Raw genomic sequence first — 19,328 nt, forward strand, 5'->3', positions numbered from 1 at the left:
GTGGCAGGCGCCCTTTCGTATATCGAATCTAGGTTGCGTCAAAGTCCACAGGAGGACGTTCGCCGGCAGTAAGTGGCTTGTCCTTCGACAGCGTCTTCGGCTCTTGCACTCCGCTCTGCGGCTTCTTGTCGAAGTTCCCCGTGAAGATGGAGTCGTCGCCGTCGAGGAGGTGCTGGGTGATCACAGCGCGCGGCGTCATTCCGCGCAACTTGTTCAGATCTGCGAGTGGTTTACGCAGATCCTCGAAGTCGGTGCCCAGTTCTTCCTTGAGCTGATTGGAAGCGCCCGAAGCATATTCGCGCACCTGCCTCAGGGATTTCGTGACCCAGGAGACCGCACCCGGAAGCCGCTCAGGTCCCAAGATGACCAGAGCCGCTACGAGGAGGATCATGAACTCGCCCCAACCGATGTTGCCAAACACAGGGTCAGCCTACTGTGTGCTCGCTCGGTGCGCGCATGTCCGGATCAACCTCACAGGAAGATCGCAGGACCCGGTCAGTCCGACACCGGCGTGACCGAAATGTCGACCTGCCGTCCCTCGCGGATCAACTGAACGTTGACGGGCTGATCGACAGTCGTCGCGTTGACCGCAACCACCAGTTCGTCGGCACTTGTCACCGGCCGGTCACCGACCTTGACGATGACGTCACCCTCGACGATTCCCGCGCGTTGAGCGGGGCTGCCGTCGCGGACGTTGGCCACGGCAGCGCCACTGGTCGCGTCGTTGACTGCGGTGCGGGCATTCACGCCGATGTCGGGGTGATGAACCTTGCCGTCGCGGATGATGGTCTGCGCCACCTCCGTAACCGTGTCGATCGGAATCGCGAAACCGAGCCCGACCGAACCACCGGACTCACTGAGCATTGCCGTGTTGATACCGATGACGCGGGCTTCGTCGTCGACGAGCGCACCGCCGGAGTTGCCGTGATTGATCGCCGCATCGGTCTGGACGGCGTCGATGACGGCGTTGGTGTCTGTGCCTTCACCCGACAACCGCAGTGGCCGGTTCAGCGCACTGACGATTCCGCGGGTGACGGTTTTGCTCAACCCAAGTGGTGAGCCGACGGCGACGACGTCGTCGCCTACCTGAACATCCTCGGATTTTCCGAGCTGAGCGACCGTCAGATTGTTCGCCGACACCTTGAGCACTGCGAGGTCTGTCTTGACGTCACGGCCGACGATCTGGGCGTCGGTCTTGGTTCCGTCGGAGAAGATCACCTGGATCTTCGCGTCCTGAGCGGGCGGAACGGCAGAGGAGATCACGTGGTTGTTGGTGACGATGTATCCGCCGTCGTCGATGACCACACCGGAGCCCGTACTGCCCTGATCGCCGACGGCGACCTGAATCGACACCACGGAAGGCAGCACCGCGTCGGCGACCTTCGCCACCTGCGACTCCGGCTGTTCGCCGCCGCCGGATTGGACGAGGGTGACGCGCGAGCTGGTGAGTGAACTGCGATCGGCAGTGATGACCGTGGCGAGTAAGCCGCCGACGAGCGCGATGACGAGCGCCATCCCGGCGAGTGCGGCCAGCGCCGAGGGAGCGACCTTGCGACCGAACAACACCTCACGCACATCGAGCTTCTGGGCGGGCTGCAACTGCACCGGCGCCTTGGACTCTGCGGGACTGCCCAGGGAGACCGCGGATTCCGGATCACGCCACGGATCGCTCGGCGGCTCCTCTTCGGGCGCGTTGTTCGCCGACGCCTCGGGATCGCGGCCGATCGACTCGGTTGCATCTGCGGGGCGACCGAATGCTTCGGCCAGAACCGGGTCCGGAGCGCCGATCACGACGTCGGAGGACGGTGTCGATCGCGCGGCTATCGGGGTGAACGAGCCCTCGACTCCGGTCGGCCGACCGAACACCTGGCGCGAGGCCGGATCGATCTGGGGTCGATAGACCGGACGGGGGTCGAGTACCGGCGCATCTGCCGGTCTATCCACCGAACCGTTTGCCGAAGAATCCGAGCTCACTCCGGAGTGCCCCCTTTTTCCGTCAGTCACGTCGTCCAGTATCACTGATCCGTGCCGGGAAGCTATCACTGATCCGCGCCGGGAAGCAGGCGCGCGGCGTCATTTGCGCCAGCGACGGGACAACCTCTTGCTGATGGTGGAGAAGCCCGCAGGCTGATTACCGACGGAACTGTCGGCGTTTTCCGAATTGGGTCCGGTAGTCGGACTGTTGCACGAGGGAATCTGACTGAGAAGTCCCACCAGGGACAACGGCATCGTCATCTCGCCGCTTCGACGCAGCGCACCACGCGCCTGCTGTTGAGCATCGACGGCTGCAGCGCACTCGGTGCAGATCGAGATGTGATGGGAGGCCCTCAGATAGGCCTGCATTCGGAGCTCTCCGTCGACGTAGGCAGCGATTGCCTCGCTGGCCAGATGTTCGGTCGATCCGAACTGGCGATGTGCCCGCGCCTCCGTCATTCGTCCCTCCAGGTGATTGACCACGTCCCGCTCTGTAGCTCGAACCCGACCGTCAGAAACCGACGAGTTCGGATTCGGCCGCGCGCTGCGCTGCCAGATGATCACGAATCGCCTGTCGCCCACGATGGATACGGCTACGAACCGTTCCGAGCTTCACTCCCAGTGTGGCACCGATTTCCTCGTACGACAGACCTTCGATGTCACAGAGCACAACAGCGGCACGAAATTCTGGCGCGAGTGAGTCCAGTGCGGCCTGCAGACCTGCGTCGAGGCGCGCGTCGTGGTAGATCTGCTCGGGGTCGGGACCGGGTGAGGGAACGCGGTCGTAGTCCTCGGGCAGCGCTTCCATCCGGATGCGGTTGCGTCGGCGAACCATGTCGAGGAACAGGTTTGTGGTGATGCGGTGCAACCAGCCCTCGAACGTGCCGGGCTGATAATCGGAGAGCGAGCGGAACACCCGAATGAAGGTGTCCTGCGTCAAGTCTTCGGCGTCTTGGGCATCGCCCGACAGTCGATAGGCCAGGCGGTACACCCGGTCGCCATGCTGACGCACGAGTTCGTCCCAAGACGGCATGGAGGACTTCTCACCAGTTGCATCGAACACAGCCGTGCCGATCAATTCGGAATCCACAGCCGATTCCGTCGTCAAAACTTCCGACTCTCGAGGGCGAGGCTCGTCGTTGACCTGGTAAATAAGTTGATCCTCCTGCTCGGGATCGCGTAGTTCGATCACCGCGTTGTCCGGTTCACGTAATGCGCGATATTCGGGAGAACCAGCCGATGCTGTGATTTGTTCCCGATCACCGAGCTGCGAGAGACCAACTTGGTAGAAATCGATACCGCCGTGCGATCTTCGATCCGGCGATGTATACACCTTTTCTCATCGCGGTGTGCACGCCATATGAGGAGCCTGAGGGATTCCTGAGAATCCTGGTGACTGCGCGCCTTGCAGCGACAATCCGAACCGCCCGATAACCTCATGAGCGTGACCCACGCCGAACAGATACTCCGCCACGTCGAGGACGTAGTTTCCGAGGACGAGATTTTGACCGCGGCGCGAGATCGAGCGCTGGATCTCGGAGCCCATCCGGTGACGCCCGCTGTCGGCGCAACGCTCGCCATGTTCGCGAGAATGCTCGACGCGAAGACAGCCGTCGAGGTGGGCACCGGAGCCGGCGTGAGCAGCCTGTGGCTTCTGCACGGTATGCGCGACGACGGCGTCCTGACCACGATCGACAGCGAACCCGAACACCAGCGGGCGGCCAAGCTGACCTTCCGCGAAAGCGGAATCGCTCCGGCACGCACCCGCCTGATCAACGGACGCGCACTCGACGTCCTCCCCCGTCTCGCCGACGGCGGCTACGACCTGGTGTTCGTCGACTGCGCCGCGATCGACCACCCGCACTACGTCCGCGAAGGTGTCCGCCTGCTGCGTTCCGGCGGTGTCATCGTTCTGCACAACGCCCTCGCCGACGGCCGCGTTGCCGACAGCTCCGCTCGCGATGCGACGACTGTTGCGGTCCGAGAAGCAGCGAAGGCCGTGACCGAGGACGAGCGACTCATTCGAGTACTCCTCCCCCTCGGCGACGGCCTCCTCTGCGCGAGCAAGCTCTAGATCCAGACGCCTTTCCCGATGGCGACGACGCCACCCTGACTGATTGCGAATCGTTCGCGATCACGTTCGAGGTCGACGCCGATGATTTCGCCGTCACCTACCACGACGTTCTTGTCGAGGATCGCGCGCCGAACGACGGCCCCCTTGCCGATGCGCACACCCGGCATCAGCACGCTGCCCTCGACGGTCGCACCGTCCTCGATCATCACGTTGGAGCTGAGTACCGAATTGCGCACGGTCGCGGCAGACAGGATCGACCCCGCACCGACCACCGATTCCTGCGCGAGTCCGCCCTTCACGAACTTGGCAGGTGCGAGGTTCTCGGTGGCGCCGCGGATGGGCCAGCGACGGTTGTAGAGATTGAAGATGGGATGCACGGACACGAGGTCCATGTGAGCGTCGTAGAAGGCGTCGAGGGTTCCGACGTCGCGCCAATAACCACGGTCTCGATCGGTGGCGCCAGGAACGACGTTGTCCTTGAAGTCGTAGACCGACGCCTCACCCGCGGCGACCAAGGCGGGAATGATGTCGCCGCCCATGTCGTGGTCGGAGTCGGAGTTCTCCGAATCGGCACGAATGGCGTCTACGAGCACCTTGGTGGTGAACACATAGTTACCCATGGACGCGAACGTCGAGTTGGGGTCGTCCGGAGTCCCGGGAGGATGCGCGGGCTTCTCGAGGAACTGGGTGATGCGTCCGGACTCGTCACTGTCGATGCAGCCGAAAGCAAAAGCCTCGCTTCGCGGTACACGAATACCCGCGACCGTCACCCCTGCCCCGGAGTCGATGTGGTGCTGCACCATCTGTTCGGGATCCATCCGGTACACGTGATCGGCACCGAAAACCACGATGTACTCGGGGTCCTCGTCGTAAACGAGATTGAGCGACTGCAGGATTGCGTCGGCGCTGCCGGTGTACCAGCGCGGCCCGAGCCGCTGCTGGGCCGGGACCGGAGTGATGTATTCACCCGCGAACCCGGACAATCGCCACGTCTGCGAAATGTGACGGTCGAGTGAATGTGACTTGTATTGCGTCAACACACAAATACGCAGATATCCCGCGTTGACAAGGTTGCTCAACACGAAGTCGATAAGTCGATATGCACCTCCGAAGGGCACTGCGGGCTTCGCTCTGTCCGCGGTCAGCGGATACAAGCGTTTGCCCTCGCCCCCGGCGAGCACGATTCCAAGCACATGCGGCTGGCTTCTCACACCGCTAACCTATCCGCACTGGTGAACTCCCGCTAGCGAAGCAGTCCGAGAGGTCCGATCGTGTCCCTCTCCGAACGGGCGGGGAAAGCGCGATCGGTAGCCGGATCGACCACGGGCGGTTAGGTTTAGCGCGTGCGAGTCGCGATGATGACCAAGGAATACCCGCCGGAGATCTACGGCGGCGCAGGAGTACACGTAACCGAGCTTGTCGCTCAGATGAAGCGGTTGTGCGAGGTCGACGTGCACTGCATGGGCGCCCCGCGCGAAGGCGCGATCGTCCACTCTCCCGACCCCGCACTCGCCGGATCCAACCCCGCCTTGACAACGCTCTCCACCGAGCTGCGGATGGCCGACGCAGCGGCCGGCGTCGACATCGTCCACTCCCACACCTGGTACACCGGACTGGCCGGGCATCTCGCCTCGGCGCTCTACGACGTACCGCACATCCTCACTGCCCACTCACTCGAGCCCAGGCGCCCGTGGAAGGCCGAGCAGCTAGGTGGCGGCTATCGGATCTCGTCGTGGTCCGAACGCAACGCCGTCGAGCATGCAGACGCGATCATCGCCGTCAGTGCCGGAATGCGACTCGACGTCCTCGACGCGTATCCCGCTGTCGATCCGAGTCGCGTTCACGTGGTGCGCAACGGAATCGACACCGAGGTATGGCATCCCGGTGGGTCTGCGCCGGGAGCACAGTCCGCGCTCGCGTCGATCGGCGTCGATCCAGCCAAACCTATCGTGGCGTTTGTCGGACGCATCACCAGGCAGAAGGGAGTTGGTCACCTAGTCGCGGCGGCACACCACTTCGACCCGGAGATTCAACTCGTGCTGTGTGCCGGCGCTCCCGATACACCGGAGATCGCCGCCGAAACGGAGAAGGCGGTGGCCGAACTCGCCAAGCATCGAGGCAACGTCTTCTGGGTGCGCGAAATGCTCCCGATCGAACAGATCAGGGAAATACTCTCGGCAGCAACGGTATTCGTCTGCCCTTCGGTGTACGAGCCTCTCGGGATCGTCAATCTCGAAGCCATGGCGTGCGAGACCGCCGTGGTCGCTTCCGATGTCGGCGGTATTCCCGAGGTGGTCGCCGACGGCGTCACCGGGCGACTCGTGCATTACAACGCCTACGAGCCGAACGCCTTCGAGGAGTCACTCGCGGCCACCGTCAATGCCGTTGTCGCCGACCGAGAGGGCGCCGAAGCGATGGGTCGTGCGGGCAGAATCCGTGCGATCGACGAGTTCTCCTGGTCCGAAATCGCCAAGCAGACGCTCGAGGTCTACGCGGATGCCGTCACGAGACGCTGATCCAGGTCAGATTTTGCGGTAGGTCGAGATCGTCGCCGACGCGGTGACGGTGCTCGACTGCGGCAGCTTCGCCACGGCAGCAGCGAGATCGGCGGGCGTCAGGTGTCTCGCCGACGGTCCCATCCCCACCAGGTCGACGATGTCCTGGTGTGACAATGACATCGTGAACTCGACCTCGTCGCTGCTCACACGGTCGAAGTAGCCGGCCATCGAGGATTCGAGGCGTTCCACCTTGCGATCGTCGACCCGGACCATCGCAAGGATGTCGATCAGCTCGCGCAGATGCCTGTCGGTGGGCGTCAACACCACGAGAACGCCGTCATCGGCGAGAACACGATGAGACTGCGCACCATTGCGCGGAGCGAACACACAGAGCACGTGAGACAACGCTCCGTCGCGAATCGGCAGTGGCTGCCAGACGTCTGCGACGATGGAGCCGATTCTTTTGTGGACCTTCGCAGCTCGCCGTGCCGCGAACTTGGACACGTCCAAGGCTATCGCGCGAGAATCAGGCAGCGAATCCACGACGTGGGCGAGGTATTGGCCTGTGCCTGCACCGATTTCGACGATCCGCGCAGGGTCCGGCCCGGCTGTCGTCGAGCAGGCCCGGGAGACGGCACCCATCAGTGGGTCGAAATGGCCCGCGCTGAGCAATCGTGCGCGCGCCGCGATCATCTCGGCACTGTCGCCGGTGAACTTCGTGGCTCCGCCGCTGATCAGGCTCACGTAACCCTGGCGAGCCAGGTCGAATCGATGTCCGCGGTCGCACTCGGCGGCGCCGTCCACCAATTCCAACTCGGCAGCGCACTGAGGGCAGGACAGAAGATCGATCACGGCGGCAAGCATTGATCCGTCCTTTCGGCTACCTGTGGTGCGCACACACTTCAGGCCCCGTACCGAAACGGTTACGGAGCCTGCGTGCAATCACGTGCTGTTGTTCGTACTGCTACAACCTGGACCCGACTAGCTGGTGACGTTCGTGAGTTCCACACCGAGCGCTGCAGCTTCATCCGGGGTCAGCTCGACGACGAGGCGTCCGCCACCCTCGAGTGGAACCCGCATGACGATTCCTCGTCCCTCTTTGGTTGCTTCGAGGGGACCGTCCCCGGTCCGGGGCTTCATGGCCGCCATCCTCTGCTCCCTCCAGATCTGCGCTGCATTACTCTGCGCCTCGACTAACGGTGTGCCCCGCCAACAATCAGCGAGGCTCGTACCCTCCATTGTTCCCTATGGATGCGGGAACCGGGAATCTGAGTCACATTTAGGGGTGTTGAGTCGACCGTCACACCTGCGCTGGAACCCAGCAATCAGCCACGTGATCATCGACCATTCCGGTGGCCTGCATGAGCGCATAAGCCGTGGTAGGACCCACAAACTTGAACCCGCGCCGCTTGAGTTCCTTAGCCATGGCAGTCGACTCGGGAGTGACCGCCGGAACCTCTGCAATTGATGTCAGTCGTCTGGTGCGTCGAGGCGGCGAGAACGACCAGAGTAACGAATCGAGGTCCAGATCGGGTGAATTCACGAGCACTCGGGCGTTGGAAATCGTCGCCTCGATCTTCGCGCGATTGCGGACGATCGCGGCATCGGAGAGCAATCTCTCCACATCCGCAACTCCGTACGCTGCGACCTTGTCGGGATCGAACCCGTCGAACGCTTCTCGGAACGACTCGCGTTTGCGCAGAATCGTGATCCACGAAAGCCCCGATTGGAATGCCTCGAGAGCGAGCCGCTCGAACAGTTCGTCGCGCCCGTGCAGCGGGCGCCCCCACTCCTCGTCGTGATAGTCGCGGTACAGGGTGTCGCCGGGCGTCTCGACCACCCAGCCGCATCGAACCAGTCCGTCTGCCATCAGCCCTGTGAATCCTTCGACTCGGACTCAGTAACCGCCGAAGACTCAGGTGCTGCCGAATCAGGCCCCGCCGCAGATGCTTCGGACTTGGACAGGCCTTCAGGCTGGATCAGAATCTCGGATTTCTCGTCACGGCCCAGTTGTGCACGCAGAGAATCGATTTCCATTCCGAGGCGATGCAGGGCCCAATCCACTTCGCTCGCCTTGTAACCCCTCAGCACCTGCTGAAAGCGCAGAGCGTCGACGTCCGCTCCGGTGACGTCCTCAGCCGGGAGCACGGTCGCCGTCGTGCCCGGAGGCAGCGGCGGCAGCTCTTCCGAGCGCCCGAACACAGCGCTGGCGGCGAGGAAGATCATCGCGCCGACCAGTGCCATGACAATCAGGTACAGGAGGATCGTCATCATGGACCGATACTCCCATACCCGTGGGTAAGCGGTCAGACCCCCGCGGTGCGCACTATCGAATTCATCGGGGGTCGATCGACGAGCGATACCTCCGTGGTCTCGGGCACGAAAGAATCACCGTCGACCAGGAATTGGGTCAACCCGGCACCTGAATCCTCGATCCCACACCGCCTGAGCATCGTTCCGATGATCTGCCGACTCATCACGCCGAGGTCGGCGAGTGGCCGGTTGCGATGCTTGCGCACACCCAGATTGACCTGACCGATCGCCGCCAGGCCCAACGTGTCGTACGTGTCGAGCAGCAAGCCGATCTCGACGCCGTAGCCGGGTGCAAACGGGACTGCGGAGAGCAACTCTCGGGTGCCCGCGTACTCACCACCCAATGGTTGCAGCACCGACGTGAGTTCGGGCCGCAGCGCAGCCAACATGGGCCGCGCAACCAATTCCGTGACTCGTCCGCCACCGTTGGCGTCCTCCGTGCCGCTCACGCGCAGCGGACGGCGGTAGTAGCCCTTCACCAGATGGATGCCGTCAACGGTGAGCAGCGGGCCCAGCAGTTTGGGAACGAACGCCGGATCGGGATTGATGAGGTCGGAGTCGACGAATGCGATCAGATCGCCGGTCGTCGCGGCGACCGAACGCCAGAGCACCTCGCCTTTGCCCGCGGTCGGTGGGATGGACGGGACGGCGCTCTCACGACTGATCACCGTCGCTCCGGCCGCGCGAGCACGTTCGGCGGTACGGTCGCTCGAACCCGAATCGAGAACGATCAATTCGTCGACCAAGCCGCCGAGCAACGGATGAATGGTGTCGACCACCGCAGCAACGGTGTCCTCTTCGTTGAGCGCGGGCAACACCACCGAGACGGTTCGGCCACCCTTTGCCCGTTCGAGTTCGGCCACCGTCCAACTTGGATGGTCCCAACTGTTGGCTTCTGCCCATACGCGGGTCGGGCCCGCACCGGTGATGCTCATGCCAGACCTCGAACCGTACGTACCGGGGCGCGGCGTCCCTGGATCGCGGCCACCATGTCGACTACTCGACGGGTGGACGCCACCTCGTGAACACGGAACACCCGGGCGCCGCCCGCCGCGGCCATTGCTGTCGCTGCCAATGTTCCCTCCAACCTCTCGGAAAGCTCCACACCAAGAGTCTCCCCGATGAAGTCCTTGTTGCTCAGCGCCATCAGCACTGGCCACCCGGTGTTTACAAGAACGTCCACTTTTCGCAACAACTCGAGCCCGTGGAAGGTGTTCTTGCCGAAGTCGTGGGTGGGATCGATCAGAATCGCGTCACGCGGAACACCGAGAGCCAGGGCGCGTTCTGCCGCCGACACCACCTCGGAGACCACATCTGCGACGACGTCGTCGTAGCGGACACGGTGCGGGCGGGTGCGCGGAACTGCGCCGCCCGTGTGCGAGCAAACGATGCCGGCGCCCGTCTCGGCGGCGACCACAACGAGTTCGGGATCCGCACCGGCCCACGTGTCGTTGATCAGGTCGGCGCCTTCGTCGCGCGCCAGCCGTGCGACGCCACTGCGCCAGGTGTCGACGCTGATGATCAGCTCGGGGTACTTGGCCCTGATCGCGGCGACGAACGGAACCACCCGCCTGACTTCCTCGTCAGCGTCGACGAGGTCACCCGGTCCGGCTTTCACTCCCCCGATGTCCACCAGATCAGCGCCCTCGTCGACGGCCCGATCGACGGCAGCCATCGCCGCCGAGTCCGAGAACGTCGCGCCCTGGTCGTAGAAGGAATCGGGAGTGCGGTTGACGATCGCCATCACCAATGCACGGTCGACCGCGACCGGACGCCCACACAGGGTGGGCGCCGGACCTGGCTGCGCGGTAGAACCGGAGAGTGAAGACATGCCACTCATACTGGCATGACGGAACTCGGTCTAGCCCTTGGGTACCGAGCCTGCCGCGACCTTTCCGACGTATTCGTCGTACGAGTCCACGTAACCACCCTCGCGGCCTTCGAGAACGTGCAGAGTGTCGACGCCGACGTCGTAACCCTCGTTCCGCAATTCCACCTTGCGCGACTTGAAAGTGCTGGTGTGTTCGAGTGAGTCGACGATGCGGATGAACAGCGGGACCGCGTAGTTGGGGAGCTTGCCGTAGAGGTGAGCCGCGACTTCGCTGCCCTCGAAACTCTGACCGTCCCGTAGCTTGACCGCCGCCATGCCCCCGCGCCCGTCCGTGCCCGGAATCTCGACGCCGTAGACAACCGCTTCCTCGACGGCCGGGTACGAACTCAGCGCGCCCTCGACTTCCGTGGTGGCGACGTTCTCACCCTTCCATCGGAAAGTGTCACCGAGGCGGTCGACGAAGGCGACGTGGCCCCATCCCTGCTTGCGCACCAGGTCCCCGGTGTCGAACCAGGTGTCGTCGTCCTTGAATCCGCCGCGTACCAGTTTGCTGTTGCTCGCCGCCTCGTCGGTGTAACCGTCGAAAGGCGCCCGGTCGGTGACCTTGGACAGCAGGAGCCCGACCTGACCCGTGGAGACCTTGCGGAGTCGACCGTCGGCGGCGCGCAACGCCTTTCCGGTGTCCTCGTCGAACTCCACGACGGCGTGCGGCAACGGGCAGATGCCTGCTGTCTTGTCCACGTTGAGTGCATTGACGAACGCGATGTTGCATTCACTGGCACCGTAGAACTCGGCGACGCGGGGAATGCCGAACCGCTGGGTGAATTCGGCCCAGATCTCAGGGCGCAGACCGTTACCCACCATGAGCCGAACAGCGTTGTCGCTGTCGGTCGGCTTGACCGGCTGGTTGAGCAGATAGCGGCACAGCTCGCCGATGTAGGTGAAGGCGGTCGCCTTGTTGACTGCGATGTCGTCCCAGAACCGCGAGGCGGAGAACTGACGTCCGATCGCGATGGTCGCACCGGACGCGAGCACCGAGGACAACGAGACCGTCAACGCGTTGTTGTGATAGAGCGGCAGGCAGCAGTACAGGGTGTCGGAGCCGCGCAAGCGCACGCCCATCAACCCGAGCCCTGACATCGACTTCAACCAGCGGAAGTGAGTCATCAAGCTGGCCTTGGGCATTCCGGTGGTGCCCGAGGTGAAGATGTAAAACGCCTTCTCCTTAGCCAGCACCTCGGCGGTGACCGCCGGGTTGGCCGGATCAGCCGTCTTCGCCAGATCCGACAGTTCACTGACAAGAAGTTGAGCTGGCCCGGCAAATCCGGCAGGCAACGATTCAAGGGCTTCTTCGCACTCGTCGGCGACCACCAGGACGCGAGCGTCGAGCAGCGTAAGGCTGTGTGCCAGAACGTCGTCGCGCTGGTTGTAGTTCAGCATGCCTGCCGCCGCACCGAGTTTGACGGCAGCGAGTGCGATCAGCAGGGCTTCCGGCGTGTTCTTTGCCAGCACTCCGACGACGTCTCCGCGGTCGACCCCTCGGCCACGGAGAACGTCCGCGTAGCGGTTCACCAGTTCGTTGGCCTCGGCATAACTGGTCGCGTGACCTTCGAACCGGATGAACGGGCGTGACGGGTGAGCGTGCGCAGCCTTCTGGAAGATCAACCCGATCGATTCCTTGGCCGAAGGCTTTCGGGTGAGGCCGGCAGCCCCCCGCGCCAGGATCGGCACCTCGGTGATCATCGACGGCAGTTTTGCCGCCAGATCCAGCAGGCCGACGGTCGAACGGGCTTCCGAACTCATGGCTCCCCTAACACGTATCCGGCGCCCATTCGGCCGCCCGGTCTGCGGCCACCTTACTGCACGGTAATAAAGCCCGCCATGCCCCAGGTCAGGGTTTCAGGCACGCGTCTGCCACCATTCGACGCACGCGTCTGTCACCTTTCGACGCACGCGTCTGTCACCTTTCGACGCACGCGTCTGTCACCTTTCGACGCACGCGTCCAGGGCAGCCTCGACGTCCGTCCTCACCAGCAGCGTGTCCAGCGCCTGACGCCCGACGAAGCCGGTCCCCTCGAGCTTGTTCAACCACTCGAGCAGGCCGGTGAAGTGCCCGACGGGATCGAGCATCACCACAGGCTTCTCGTGCATTCCGAGGTAGCCGGCGGTCCACGTCTCGAACAACTCTTCCAGCGTGCCGATTCCGCCTGGCAGCGTGATGAACGCGTCGGCGTGATCTTCCATCAGCTTCTTGCGTTCGCGCATGGTGTCCGTGACGATCAACTCGTCGGCATCGACGTCGGCAACTTCCTTGTGTACCAAGGCCTTCGGAATGACGCCGACGGTCCAAGCGCCCGCCGCGCGAGCGGACTCGGCAACAGCGCCCATCATCGAAACGTTGCCGCCGCCCGAGACCAACTGCCATCCGCGTCGACCGATCGCGGTTCCCACCTCTGCCGCCAACGCCAGGAAAGACTCGTCCACCGGACCTGACGCGCAGTAGACGCAGATCGAGTACTTCTTGTCGGAATCGGTCACCATTCCTCTTCTTTCCCCAGATCTGCGGCCTCGTCGACGCCCTTGTCTGCGTCGAGGACGATTCGTACTGCTTCTTCCACGCTGTCGGTGACGTGCAGCAGGTTCACGTCGCCTTCGGAAATCTTGCCGTCACTCTCGAGGGTGCCGCGAATCCAGTCGACGAGTCCGGACCAGTACTCGGTACCGAACAGGACGATCGGGAAGCGCGTGACTTTGTGGGTCTGCACCAGGGTGAGTGCTTCGAACAGCTCGTCGAGTGTTCCGAAGCCGCCGGGCAGGCAGATGAAGGCCTGGGAGTACTTCACGAACATCGTCTTGCGAGCGAAGAAGTACCGGAAGTTGATTCCGAGATCCACCCACTCGTTGAGTCCCTGCTCGAACGGCAGCTCGATGCCGAGACCGATCGAGTATCCGCCGGCCTCGCTGCAACCGCGGTTGGCAGCTTCCATGACGCCCGGCCCACCACCGGTGATGACGGCGTACCCGGCCTCGGCCAACGCCGTTCCCAGTTCACGGCCGGATTGATACTCGGGATGATCGACCGTGGTGCGGGCCGAACCGAACACCGTCACTGCACGCGGGACCTCGGCGAGCGCGCCGAAACCTTCGATGAATTCGCTCTGGATACGCAACACACGCCACGGATCGGTGTGTACCCAATCCGTGGGTCCGCGCTTGTCGAGCAAGCGCTGATCTGTCGTGGTCTTCTCGTCCTTGCGCTTGCGTCGAAGCTGAACCGGCCCGCGGTGCTTGATCGACGAGCTCTGCTTCTTCGAAGCCGAATTCTTCTCTGGTGCCATGCGGCAAGGCTAACGGTCAGGCCGACAGATACTTCCTCAGCACGTCCGCGACGTCGGTGATCTGTTGCACCGGAACGTGCTCGTCGCGCTTGTGCGCGAGGTTCGGATCACCCGGTCCGTAGTTCACGGCAGGAATGCCGAGCGCCGAGAATCTGGACACGTCGGTCCACCCGTACTTCGCGCGGAACTGACCACCGGCCGCCTCGATCAGGGCGGCAGCGGACGGGTTCGCCAAGCCAGGCAGCGCGCCGGGTGAGGAGTCGGTGACCTCGAATCCGAGGCCCAGACCGTCGAACGCTTCACGCACGTGTGCCTCGGCTTGTGCCTCGCTGCGATCGGGTGCAAATCGGAAGTTGACGTCCATCTCGGCTTCGTCAGGGACGACGTTTCCGGCGACACCTCCGGAGATCCGCACCGCCGACAAACCTTCGCGGTAGCCGCAACCGTCGATGTCGACCGAGCGCGGCTGGTAACTCGACAACCGCTCCAACGCTCCGCCGAACTTGTGAATGGCGTTCTCGCCCAGCCAGGACCTGGCAGAATGTGCGCGAGTTCCCGAAGCCGTCAACCGAACCCGCATCGTGCCCTGGCACCCGGCCTCGATGAAACCGGCCGTCGGCTCACCGAGAATTGCGACGTCGGCCGTGAGCCATTCCGGGATCTCGCGTTCGATTCGTCCGAGTCCGTTGTACGCCGCGGCGATCTCTTCGCAGTCGTAGAAGACCAGGGTCAAGTCGTGGGCCAAGTTCTCGATGGTCGCGGCCAGGTGAAGAAACACCGCGTCGCCCGACTTCATGTCGACGGTCCCGCATCCGTGCAGGATGTCGCCAACACGTTGCGAAGGAACGTTATCGGCGATCGGCACCGTGTCCAGATGTCCGGCGAGCATGACGCGACTGGGCAAACCACGCGAGGTACGCGCCAACACGGCGTTGCCGTTGCGGATGATCTCGAAGCCCGAAGTCTGCTCACGCAGCGCATCCTCGACAGCCTGCGCGATGACGGATTCGTCGTGCGAGACGCTGGGGATGTCGACCAGGGCAGCCGTCAAGTCGATGGGGTCCGAAGCAAGATCGAGGATGCTCACACGCACCAGCCTAGGCCGGTGCACCCACCACCCAGTAATCTCTAGTCCCGTGAGCGCACAGGGAGCAACAGCAGTAGGTATCGCCAACGTGACCGCGGACGGAACCGTCCTCGACACCTGGTTCCCGGCACCGGAGCTGGGAACATTCGACAAGACCGGTACCGAGAACGTCGAGGGAACAGACATTCCTTCCGATCTTGCACTCCTGGCAGGCACTGACGACGCTCGCGAGGTCTCGCAGGTCGTCGTGCGCACCACCATCGCCGATCTCTCCAAGGCACCGGTCGACGCCCATGACGTCTACCTGCGCCTCCACCTCCTCTCGCACCGTCTCGTCGCGCCCCACGGCGTCAACCTCGACGGCCAGTTCGGCCTGCTCAGCAACGTCGTGTGGACCAACTTCGGCCCGTGCGCCGTCGAGGGCTTCGAGCAGGTTCGCTCGCGTCTGCGCATCCGCGGAGTCGTCACCGTGTTCAGCGTCGACAAGTTCCCCCGCATGGTCGACTACGTCGTGCCGTCGGGAGTTCGCATCGGTGACGCGGACCGTGTCCGTCTCGGCGCACACCTCGCCAGCGGCACCACCGTCATGCACGAGGGCTTCGTCAACTTCAACGCCGGCACCCTCGGCAACTCGATGGTCGAAGGCCGCATCTCTGCGGGCGTCGTCGTCGACGACGGATCCGATGTGGGCGGCGGCGCCTCGATCATGGGCACCCTCTCCGGCGGCGGCAAGGAAACTATCTCCCTCGGCAAGCGCTGCCTCCTCGGCGCCAACGCCGGCCTCGGCATTTCACTCGGCGACGACTGCGTCCTCGAAGCCGGCCTCTACGTCACCGCGGGCACCAAGGTCACCGGTCCGGACGGCACCGTCGTCAAGGCCAAGGAACTGAGCGGCAAGTCCAACCTTCTCTTCCGCCGTAACTCGGTCTCGGGTGCCGTCGAGGTCGTGCCGTGGAAGGGCACCGGCGTCGAACTGAACGCTGCTTTGCACGCCAACGACTGATGACTAGCACCGACGTCTCCGACGGAACAACCACTGCTCTCGGCCACGGTCTCAAGGTCCGCCATCTGACGATGATGGGCCTGGGCTCGGCCATCGGCGCCGGACTATTTCTCGGAACCGGCGTCGGTATCGCCAAGGCCGGCCCGGCAGTCCTGATCTCCTACATCCTTGCGGGCGCCGTCGTGGTGTTCGTGATGCGCATGCTCGGCGAGATGGGAGCTGCGATTCCGGCCAGCGGTTCCTTCTCCCACTACGCACGCCTGGGAATCGGCGAGTGGGCCGGCTTCGTGATGGGCTGGCTCTACTGGTTCATGCTCATCATGGTGCTGGGCGCCGAGATCACCGGAGCGTCGGCGATCGTGAACGACTGGGTGCCGTCGATCCCGCAATGGGTCGTCGCCCTGGTCTTCGTGGTGTTCTTCGCCGTCGTGAACCTGGCCAAGGTCAGCAACTTCGGCGAGTTCGAGTTCTGGTTCGCCGCAATCAAAGTAACCGTCATCATCGGCTTCCTGATCATCGGTGTCCTGCTGGTGTTCGGCATCCTGCCCGATACCGACCCGGTCGGTACGAGCAATCTTTTCGGGCAGGGCGGCTTCATGCCCAACGGGTTGTCCGGCATTGCCGCAGGTCTTCTCGTCGTGGCATTCGCTTTCGGCGGGATCGAGATCGTCACCATCGCCGCAGCCGAATCCGAGGATCCGGAACGCTCCATCGCCGTCGCTGTCCGGAGCGTCGTGTGGCGCATCAGCGTCTTTTACATCGGCGCCATCTCGATCATGGTTCTGCTGCTGCCCTGGAACGACCCCGAACTCGAGAGCGGCCCGTTTGTGGCCGTCTTGAACAAGGCGAACATTCCGGGTGTTGCCGGGTTCATGGAACTCGTCGTAGTTGTGGCTTTGCTCTCCGCGTTCAACGCCAACATCTACGGCACCTCTCGTATGGCGTTCTCACTGTCGCGCCGCGGCGACGGGCCCGCTTTCATGGCGAAACTGTCGAGCACCGGAGTTCCTACGAATGCCGTTCTGCTGTCGGTGTTCTTCGGCTTCGTCAGCGTCCTGCTTAACTGGCTGCTCCCCGACGACCTGCTCGGCATCCTGCTCAACGCAGTCGGCGCCGCGCTGCTCGTCATCTGGATCTTCATCGTCGTCTCGCATCTGCGACTGCGTAAACAACTCGAAGCGTCGGGCAAGCTGACAGTTCGTATGTGGCTGTTCCCGTATCTGAGCTACGCGACACTCGCGATGCTCGGCGTGTTCGTCGTCCTCATGCTCTTCGACGCCGATGCACGTGCGCAGTTAATCTCGACCACCGTGTTGTTCCTCGTGATCGCGGCATTGGGTTTCCTGAACGCCCGCTGGCGTAAGCAGAATCAGCCCGCTTGATCTGTGTGCCTATGCATCTCGTCTGTTCACTACGACGACGCTGAGACCGAAGACGACGAGTACGAAGAGGGCGAAGTAGATCAGGCTGCCCCAGGGTCCCCAGTGGAAGTCGACGCTACCGCCGGAACCGAGAAAGTTATTGGCATTCATGAACGGCAGGAACGGCATGATCTTCTCGCCAATGCTGCCGAACAGGTTGAACAGATTCTCGATGAGTAGGGGCCACAACAGCAGTAGCGCGATAGCACCTGCAGACTGCCGGAGCAACGCTCCCACTCCGACTGCCAGAACCACGCAGAAGAACGCGTAGATCGGTGTTCCGTAGACGACCCGCCAGTTCTCGTCGCCGGACAGCGTAAGGAATCTTCCGGCGTCACCTGCTGTGGCCTTCGTCAGAGCGAAGGCGCCGAACGACAATACGAGAGTCAATACCGCTCCGAAACCGCCGATGAGGCCGGCCTTGGCGATCAGCACCGAAGCGCGATTCGGAATCGCCTGGAATGTGGTTCGGATGGTCCCGAAGCGGTACTCACTGGTGACCGCGAGGGCCGCCATGATCATCAGAACCAACACGCCGAAGCCGGTCACTCCACTGAGCGCCCCCGACACGGTCGGCATCATTGCACCGTTCGAACTGCGGAGCGACGACTTGGCGCTGAGTCCGAAAGCGGTCGCAAGCCCCAGCCCGAGAACGACGATGATGATCGTGCACCACAGCGGCGACTTGGTCGTGGTGATCTTGATACGTTCAGCACTGAGAACAGCCATTACAGTGCACCTCCCATAGCCTGCTGTGTATTTGCGTGGTGTGCACCAGCACCCGGATCGACACCGGACGCGTGGTACTGGACATCGTCTCCGGTCAACTTCATAAACGCATCCTCGAGCGATCCCTGCTGGGACGCCAACTCGTACAACACGATTCCCTGCGAACCAGCCAAACCGCCGATCACATCGGTGGTCGAATCCACGACGACCAATGCCGGCGCAACACCGGAACCGTCTTCACGCACCGTCAGCCCCTGCGAGAGCAACACACTGCGCAACGCATCGAGCTGAGGACTGCGCACGCGCACCGTCGACTCCGACGAGCGATCCACGAACTCCTTCACCGTCGAATCAGAAATCAACCGACCCCGGCCGATCACCACCAACTGCTCGGCCGTCAACGCCATCTCCGACAGGAGGTGACTCGACACCAGCACCGTGCGACCCTCGGTCGCCAACCGCTGCATGAACTTACGAATCCAGACGATGCCCTCCGGATCGAGACCGTTGACCGGCTCGTCGAACAACAACACCTTCGGATCACCCAACAACGCACCCGCCAACCCCAGACGCTGCGACATACCCAACGAGAACCCGCCGGCCTTCTTGCCCGCCACCTCGGACAACCCGACCAACCCGAGCACCTCGTCGACGCGGGACTTCGGGATCCCGTTCGAGGCGGCCATCCACTGCAGATGCGCCCGCGCACTGCGATTGGGGTGCACCCACTTCGCATCCAACAACGCGCCCACCGTCCGCAACGGTGTCGTCAACTCGCGGTACGGCTTGCCGTCGATCAACGCCGAACCCGACGTCGGCTGATCCAACCCCAGAATCATCCGCATCGTCGTCGACTTACCCGCACCATTCGGACCCAGAAAGCCCGTCACGATGCCCGGCTTGACCGTGAACGACAAATCGTCCACCGCTTTCGTCGGTCCGTAAACCTTGGTCAATCCCCTCAGCTCGATCATGAGGACCAGTCAACCACGAAAACCGAACTGTCGGAACTTTCCTCTGCGCACGGAGAAAACCGTTGCGTAAGTTCGTTGTCGACGTT

Annotated in this window: 21 protein-coding genes; 4 read left to right on the plus strand and 17 right to left on the minus strand. The window is 63.2% G+C overall.

Features of this window, described 5'->3' with window-relative positions; translation table 11 throughout:
* Window positions 1-28: 28 nt before the first annotated feature.
* The 4 genes from tatB to sigE all read right to left on the minus strand — a co-directional run bounded on the left by tatB (window position 29) and on the right by sigE (window position 3,082).
* Window positions 29-421, minus strand: a complete 393-nt coding sequence (gene tatB, locus QM716_RS00405; RefSeq protein ID WP_003945177.1) for a Sec-independent protein translocase protein TatB — start codon at window positions 419-421, stop codon at window positions 29-31.
* 74 nt (window positions 422-495) lie between these two features.
* Complete coding sequence (locus QM716_RS00410) at window positions 496-1,974, minus strand: S1C family serine protease (protein ID WP_349307344.1); 1,479 nt, start codon at window positions 1,972-1,974, stop codon at window positions 496-498.
* A 99-nt stretch (window positions 1,975-2,073) separates the two neighbouring features.
* Window positions 2,074-2,433 (minus strand): RNA polymerase subunit sigma-70, encoded by a 360-nt coding sequence (locus QM716_RS00415; RefSeq protein ID WP_283301470.1) that lies wholly within the window; start codon window positions 2,431-2,433, stop codon window positions 2,074-2,076.
* A 52-nt stretch (window positions 2,434-2,485) separates the two neighbouring features.
* A complete protein-coding gene (gene sigE / locus QM716_RS00420; RefSeq protein WP_029255812.1) occupies window positions 2,486-3,082 on the minus strand; it encodes an RNA polymerase sigma factor SigE in 597 nt (198 codons plus the stop codon).
* 330 nt (window positions 3,083-3,412) lie between these two features.
* Here sigE and QM716_RS00425 point away from each other — a divergent pair, with 330 nt between their 5' ends.
* Window positions 3,413-4,048, plus strand: coding sequence for an O-methyltransferase (locus tag QM716_RS00425; protein WP_007736091.1), 636 nt, complete (start codon window positions 3,413-3,415; stop codon window positions 4,046-4,048).
* Here QM716_RS00425 and glgC read toward each other — a convergent pair.
* On the minus strand, window positions 4,045-5,259 hold the full coding sequence (glgC, locus tag QM716_RS00430; RefSeq protein WP_283301474.1) for a glucose-1-phosphate adenylyltransferase: 1,215 nt from the start codon (window positions 5,257-5,259) through the stop codon (window positions 4,045-4,047). The two genes, QM716_RS00425 and glgC, sit on opposite strands and share 4 nt — an antisense overlap.
* 132 nt (window positions 5,260-5,391) lie before the next feature.
* On the opposite strand from glgC, the gene glgA reads away from it, so the two are divergent.
* On the plus strand, window positions 5,392-6,564 hold the full coding sequence (gene glgA / locus QM716_RS00435) for a glycogen synthase (protein ID WP_283301476.1): 1,173 nt from the start codon (window positions 5,392-5,394) through the stop codon (window positions 6,562-6,564).
* Window positions 6,565-6,570: 6 nt separating this feature from the next.
* Here the strand turns inward: glgA and QM716_RS00440 are convergent, their stop codons facing one another.
* The 10 genes from QM716_RS00440 to dapE all read right to left on the minus strand — a co-directional run bounded on the left by QM716_RS00440 (window position 6,571) and on the right by dapE (window position 15,115).
* A complete protein-coding gene (locus tag QM716_RS00440; protein ID WP_283301479.1) occupies window positions 6,571-7,410 on the minus strand; it encodes a putative RNA methyltransferase in 840 nt (279 codons plus the stop codon).
* 117 nt (window positions 7,411-7,527) lie between these two features.
* The gene (locus tag QM716_RS00445) at window positions 7,528-7,695 is read right to left on the minus strand and encodes a DUF3117 domain-containing protein (protein ID WP_003945169.1); all 168 of its coding nucleotides are present in this window, start codon (window positions 7,693-7,695) and stop codon (window positions 7,528-7,530) included.
* A gap of 151 nt (window positions 7,696-7,846) precedes the next feature.
* Window positions 7,847-8,416 (minus strand): DNA-3-methyladenine glycosylase I, encoded by a 570-nt coding sequence (locus QM716_RS00450; protein WP_283301482.1) that lies wholly within the window; start codon window positions 8,414-8,416, stop codon window positions 7,847-7,849.
* Window positions 8,416-8,820 carry a DivIVA domain-containing protein gene (locus QM716_RS00455; protein ID WP_283301485.1) on the minus strand — a complete coding sequence of 135 codons (405 nt, stop codon included), beginning with the start codon at window positions 8,818-8,820 and terminating at the stop codon, window positions 8,416-8,418. Before QM716_RS00455 ends, QM716_RS00450 begins: the two co-directional genes overlap by 1 nt.
* A gap of 32 nt (window positions 8,821-8,852) precedes the next feature.
* Window positions 8,853-9,794: a glucosyl-3-phosphoglycerate synthase gene (locus QM716_RS00460; protein WP_283301488.1), complete on the minus strand. Its 942-nt coding sequence runs from the start codon at window positions 9,792-9,794 to the stop codon at window positions 8,853-8,855.
* On the minus strand, window positions 9,791-10,690 hold the full coding sequence (gene folP, locus QM716_RS00465) for a dihydropteroate synthase (protein WP_230817391.1): 900 nt from the start codon (window positions 10,688-10,690) through the stop codon (window positions 9,791-9,793). The genes QM716_RS00460 and folP overlap by 4 nt, the downstream gene beginning before the upstream one ends.
* A gap of 30 nt (window positions 10,691-10,720) precedes the next feature.
* The gene (locus QM716_RS00470) at window positions 10,721-12,493 is read right to left on the minus strand and encodes a long-chain-acyl-CoA synthetase (protein WP_283301492.1); all 1,773 of its coding nucleotides are present in this window, start codon (window positions 12,491-12,493) and stop codon (window positions 10,721-10,723) included.
* 180 nt (window positions 12,494-12,673) lie between these two features.
* Window positions 12,674-13,231 (minus strand): LOG family protein, encoded by a 558-nt coding sequence (locus QM716_RS00475; protein ID WP_283301495.1) that lies wholly within the window; start codon window positions 13,229-13,231, stop codon window positions 12,674-12,676.
* Window positions 13,225-14,028: an LOG family protein gene (locus QM716_RS00480; protein ID WP_283301498.1), complete on the minus strand. Its 804-nt coding sequence runs from the start codon at window positions 14,026-14,028 to the stop codon at window positions 13,225-13,227. The genes QM716_RS00475 and QM716_RS00480 overlap by 7 nt, the downstream gene beginning before the upstream one ends.
* Window positions 14,029-14,044: 16 nt before the next feature.
* Window positions 14,045-15,115 carry a succinyl-diaminopimelate desuccinylase gene (gene dapE, locus QM716_RS00485; RefSeq protein WP_283301500.1) on the minus strand — a complete coding sequence of 357 codons (1,071 nt, stop codon included), beginning with the start codon at window positions 15,113-15,115 and terminating at the stop codon, window positions 14,045-14,047.
* A gap of 49 nt (window positions 15,116-15,164) precedes the next feature.
* Between dapE and dapD the strand changes: the two genes are divergently transcribed.
* Together dapD and QM716_RS00495 are read left to right on the plus strand one after the other, a co-directional pair.
* Window positions 15,165-16,118 (plus strand): 2,3,4,5-tetrahydropyridine-2,6-dicarboxylate N-succinyltransferase, encoded by a 954-nt coding sequence (gene dapD / locus QM716_RS00490; RefSeq protein WP_019749368.1) that lies wholly within the window; start codon window positions 15,165-15,167, stop codon window positions 16,116-16,118.
* Window positions 16,118-17,500 (plus strand): amino acid permease, encoded by a 1,383-nt coding sequence (locus tag QM716_RS00495; protein WP_283301504.1) that lies wholly within the window; start codon window positions 16,118-16,120, stop codon window positions 17,498-17,500. The genes dapD and QM716_RS00495 overlap by 1 nt, the downstream gene beginning before the upstream one ends.
* Before the next feature lie 9 nt (window positions 17,501-17,509).
* Here the strand turns inward: QM716_RS00495 and QM716_RS00500 are convergent, their stop codons facing one another.
* Both QM716_RS00500 and QM716_RS00505 read right to left on the minus strand, forming a co-directional pair.
* Window positions 17,510-18,268 carry an ABC transporter permease gene (locus QM716_RS00500; RefSeq protein WP_283301507.1) on the minus strand — a complete coding sequence of 253 codons (759 nt, stop codon included), beginning with the start codon at window positions 18,266-18,268 and terminating at the stop codon, window positions 17,510-17,512.
* A complete protein-coding gene (locus QM716_RS00505; RefSeq protein WP_283301509.1) occupies window positions 18,268-19,242 on the minus strand; it encodes an ABC transporter ATP-binding protein in 975 nt (324 codons plus the stop codon). Before QM716_RS00505 ends, QM716_RS00500 begins: the two co-directional genes overlap by 1 nt.
* Window positions 19,243-19,328: the final 86 nt, after the last annotated feature.

The sequence above is a fragment of the Rhodococcus sp. IEGM 1409 genome, assembly GCF_030056735.1.
Classification (GTDB): domain Bacteria; phylum Actinomycetota; class Actinomycetes; order Mycobacteriales; family Mycobacteriaceae; genus Rhodococcus_F.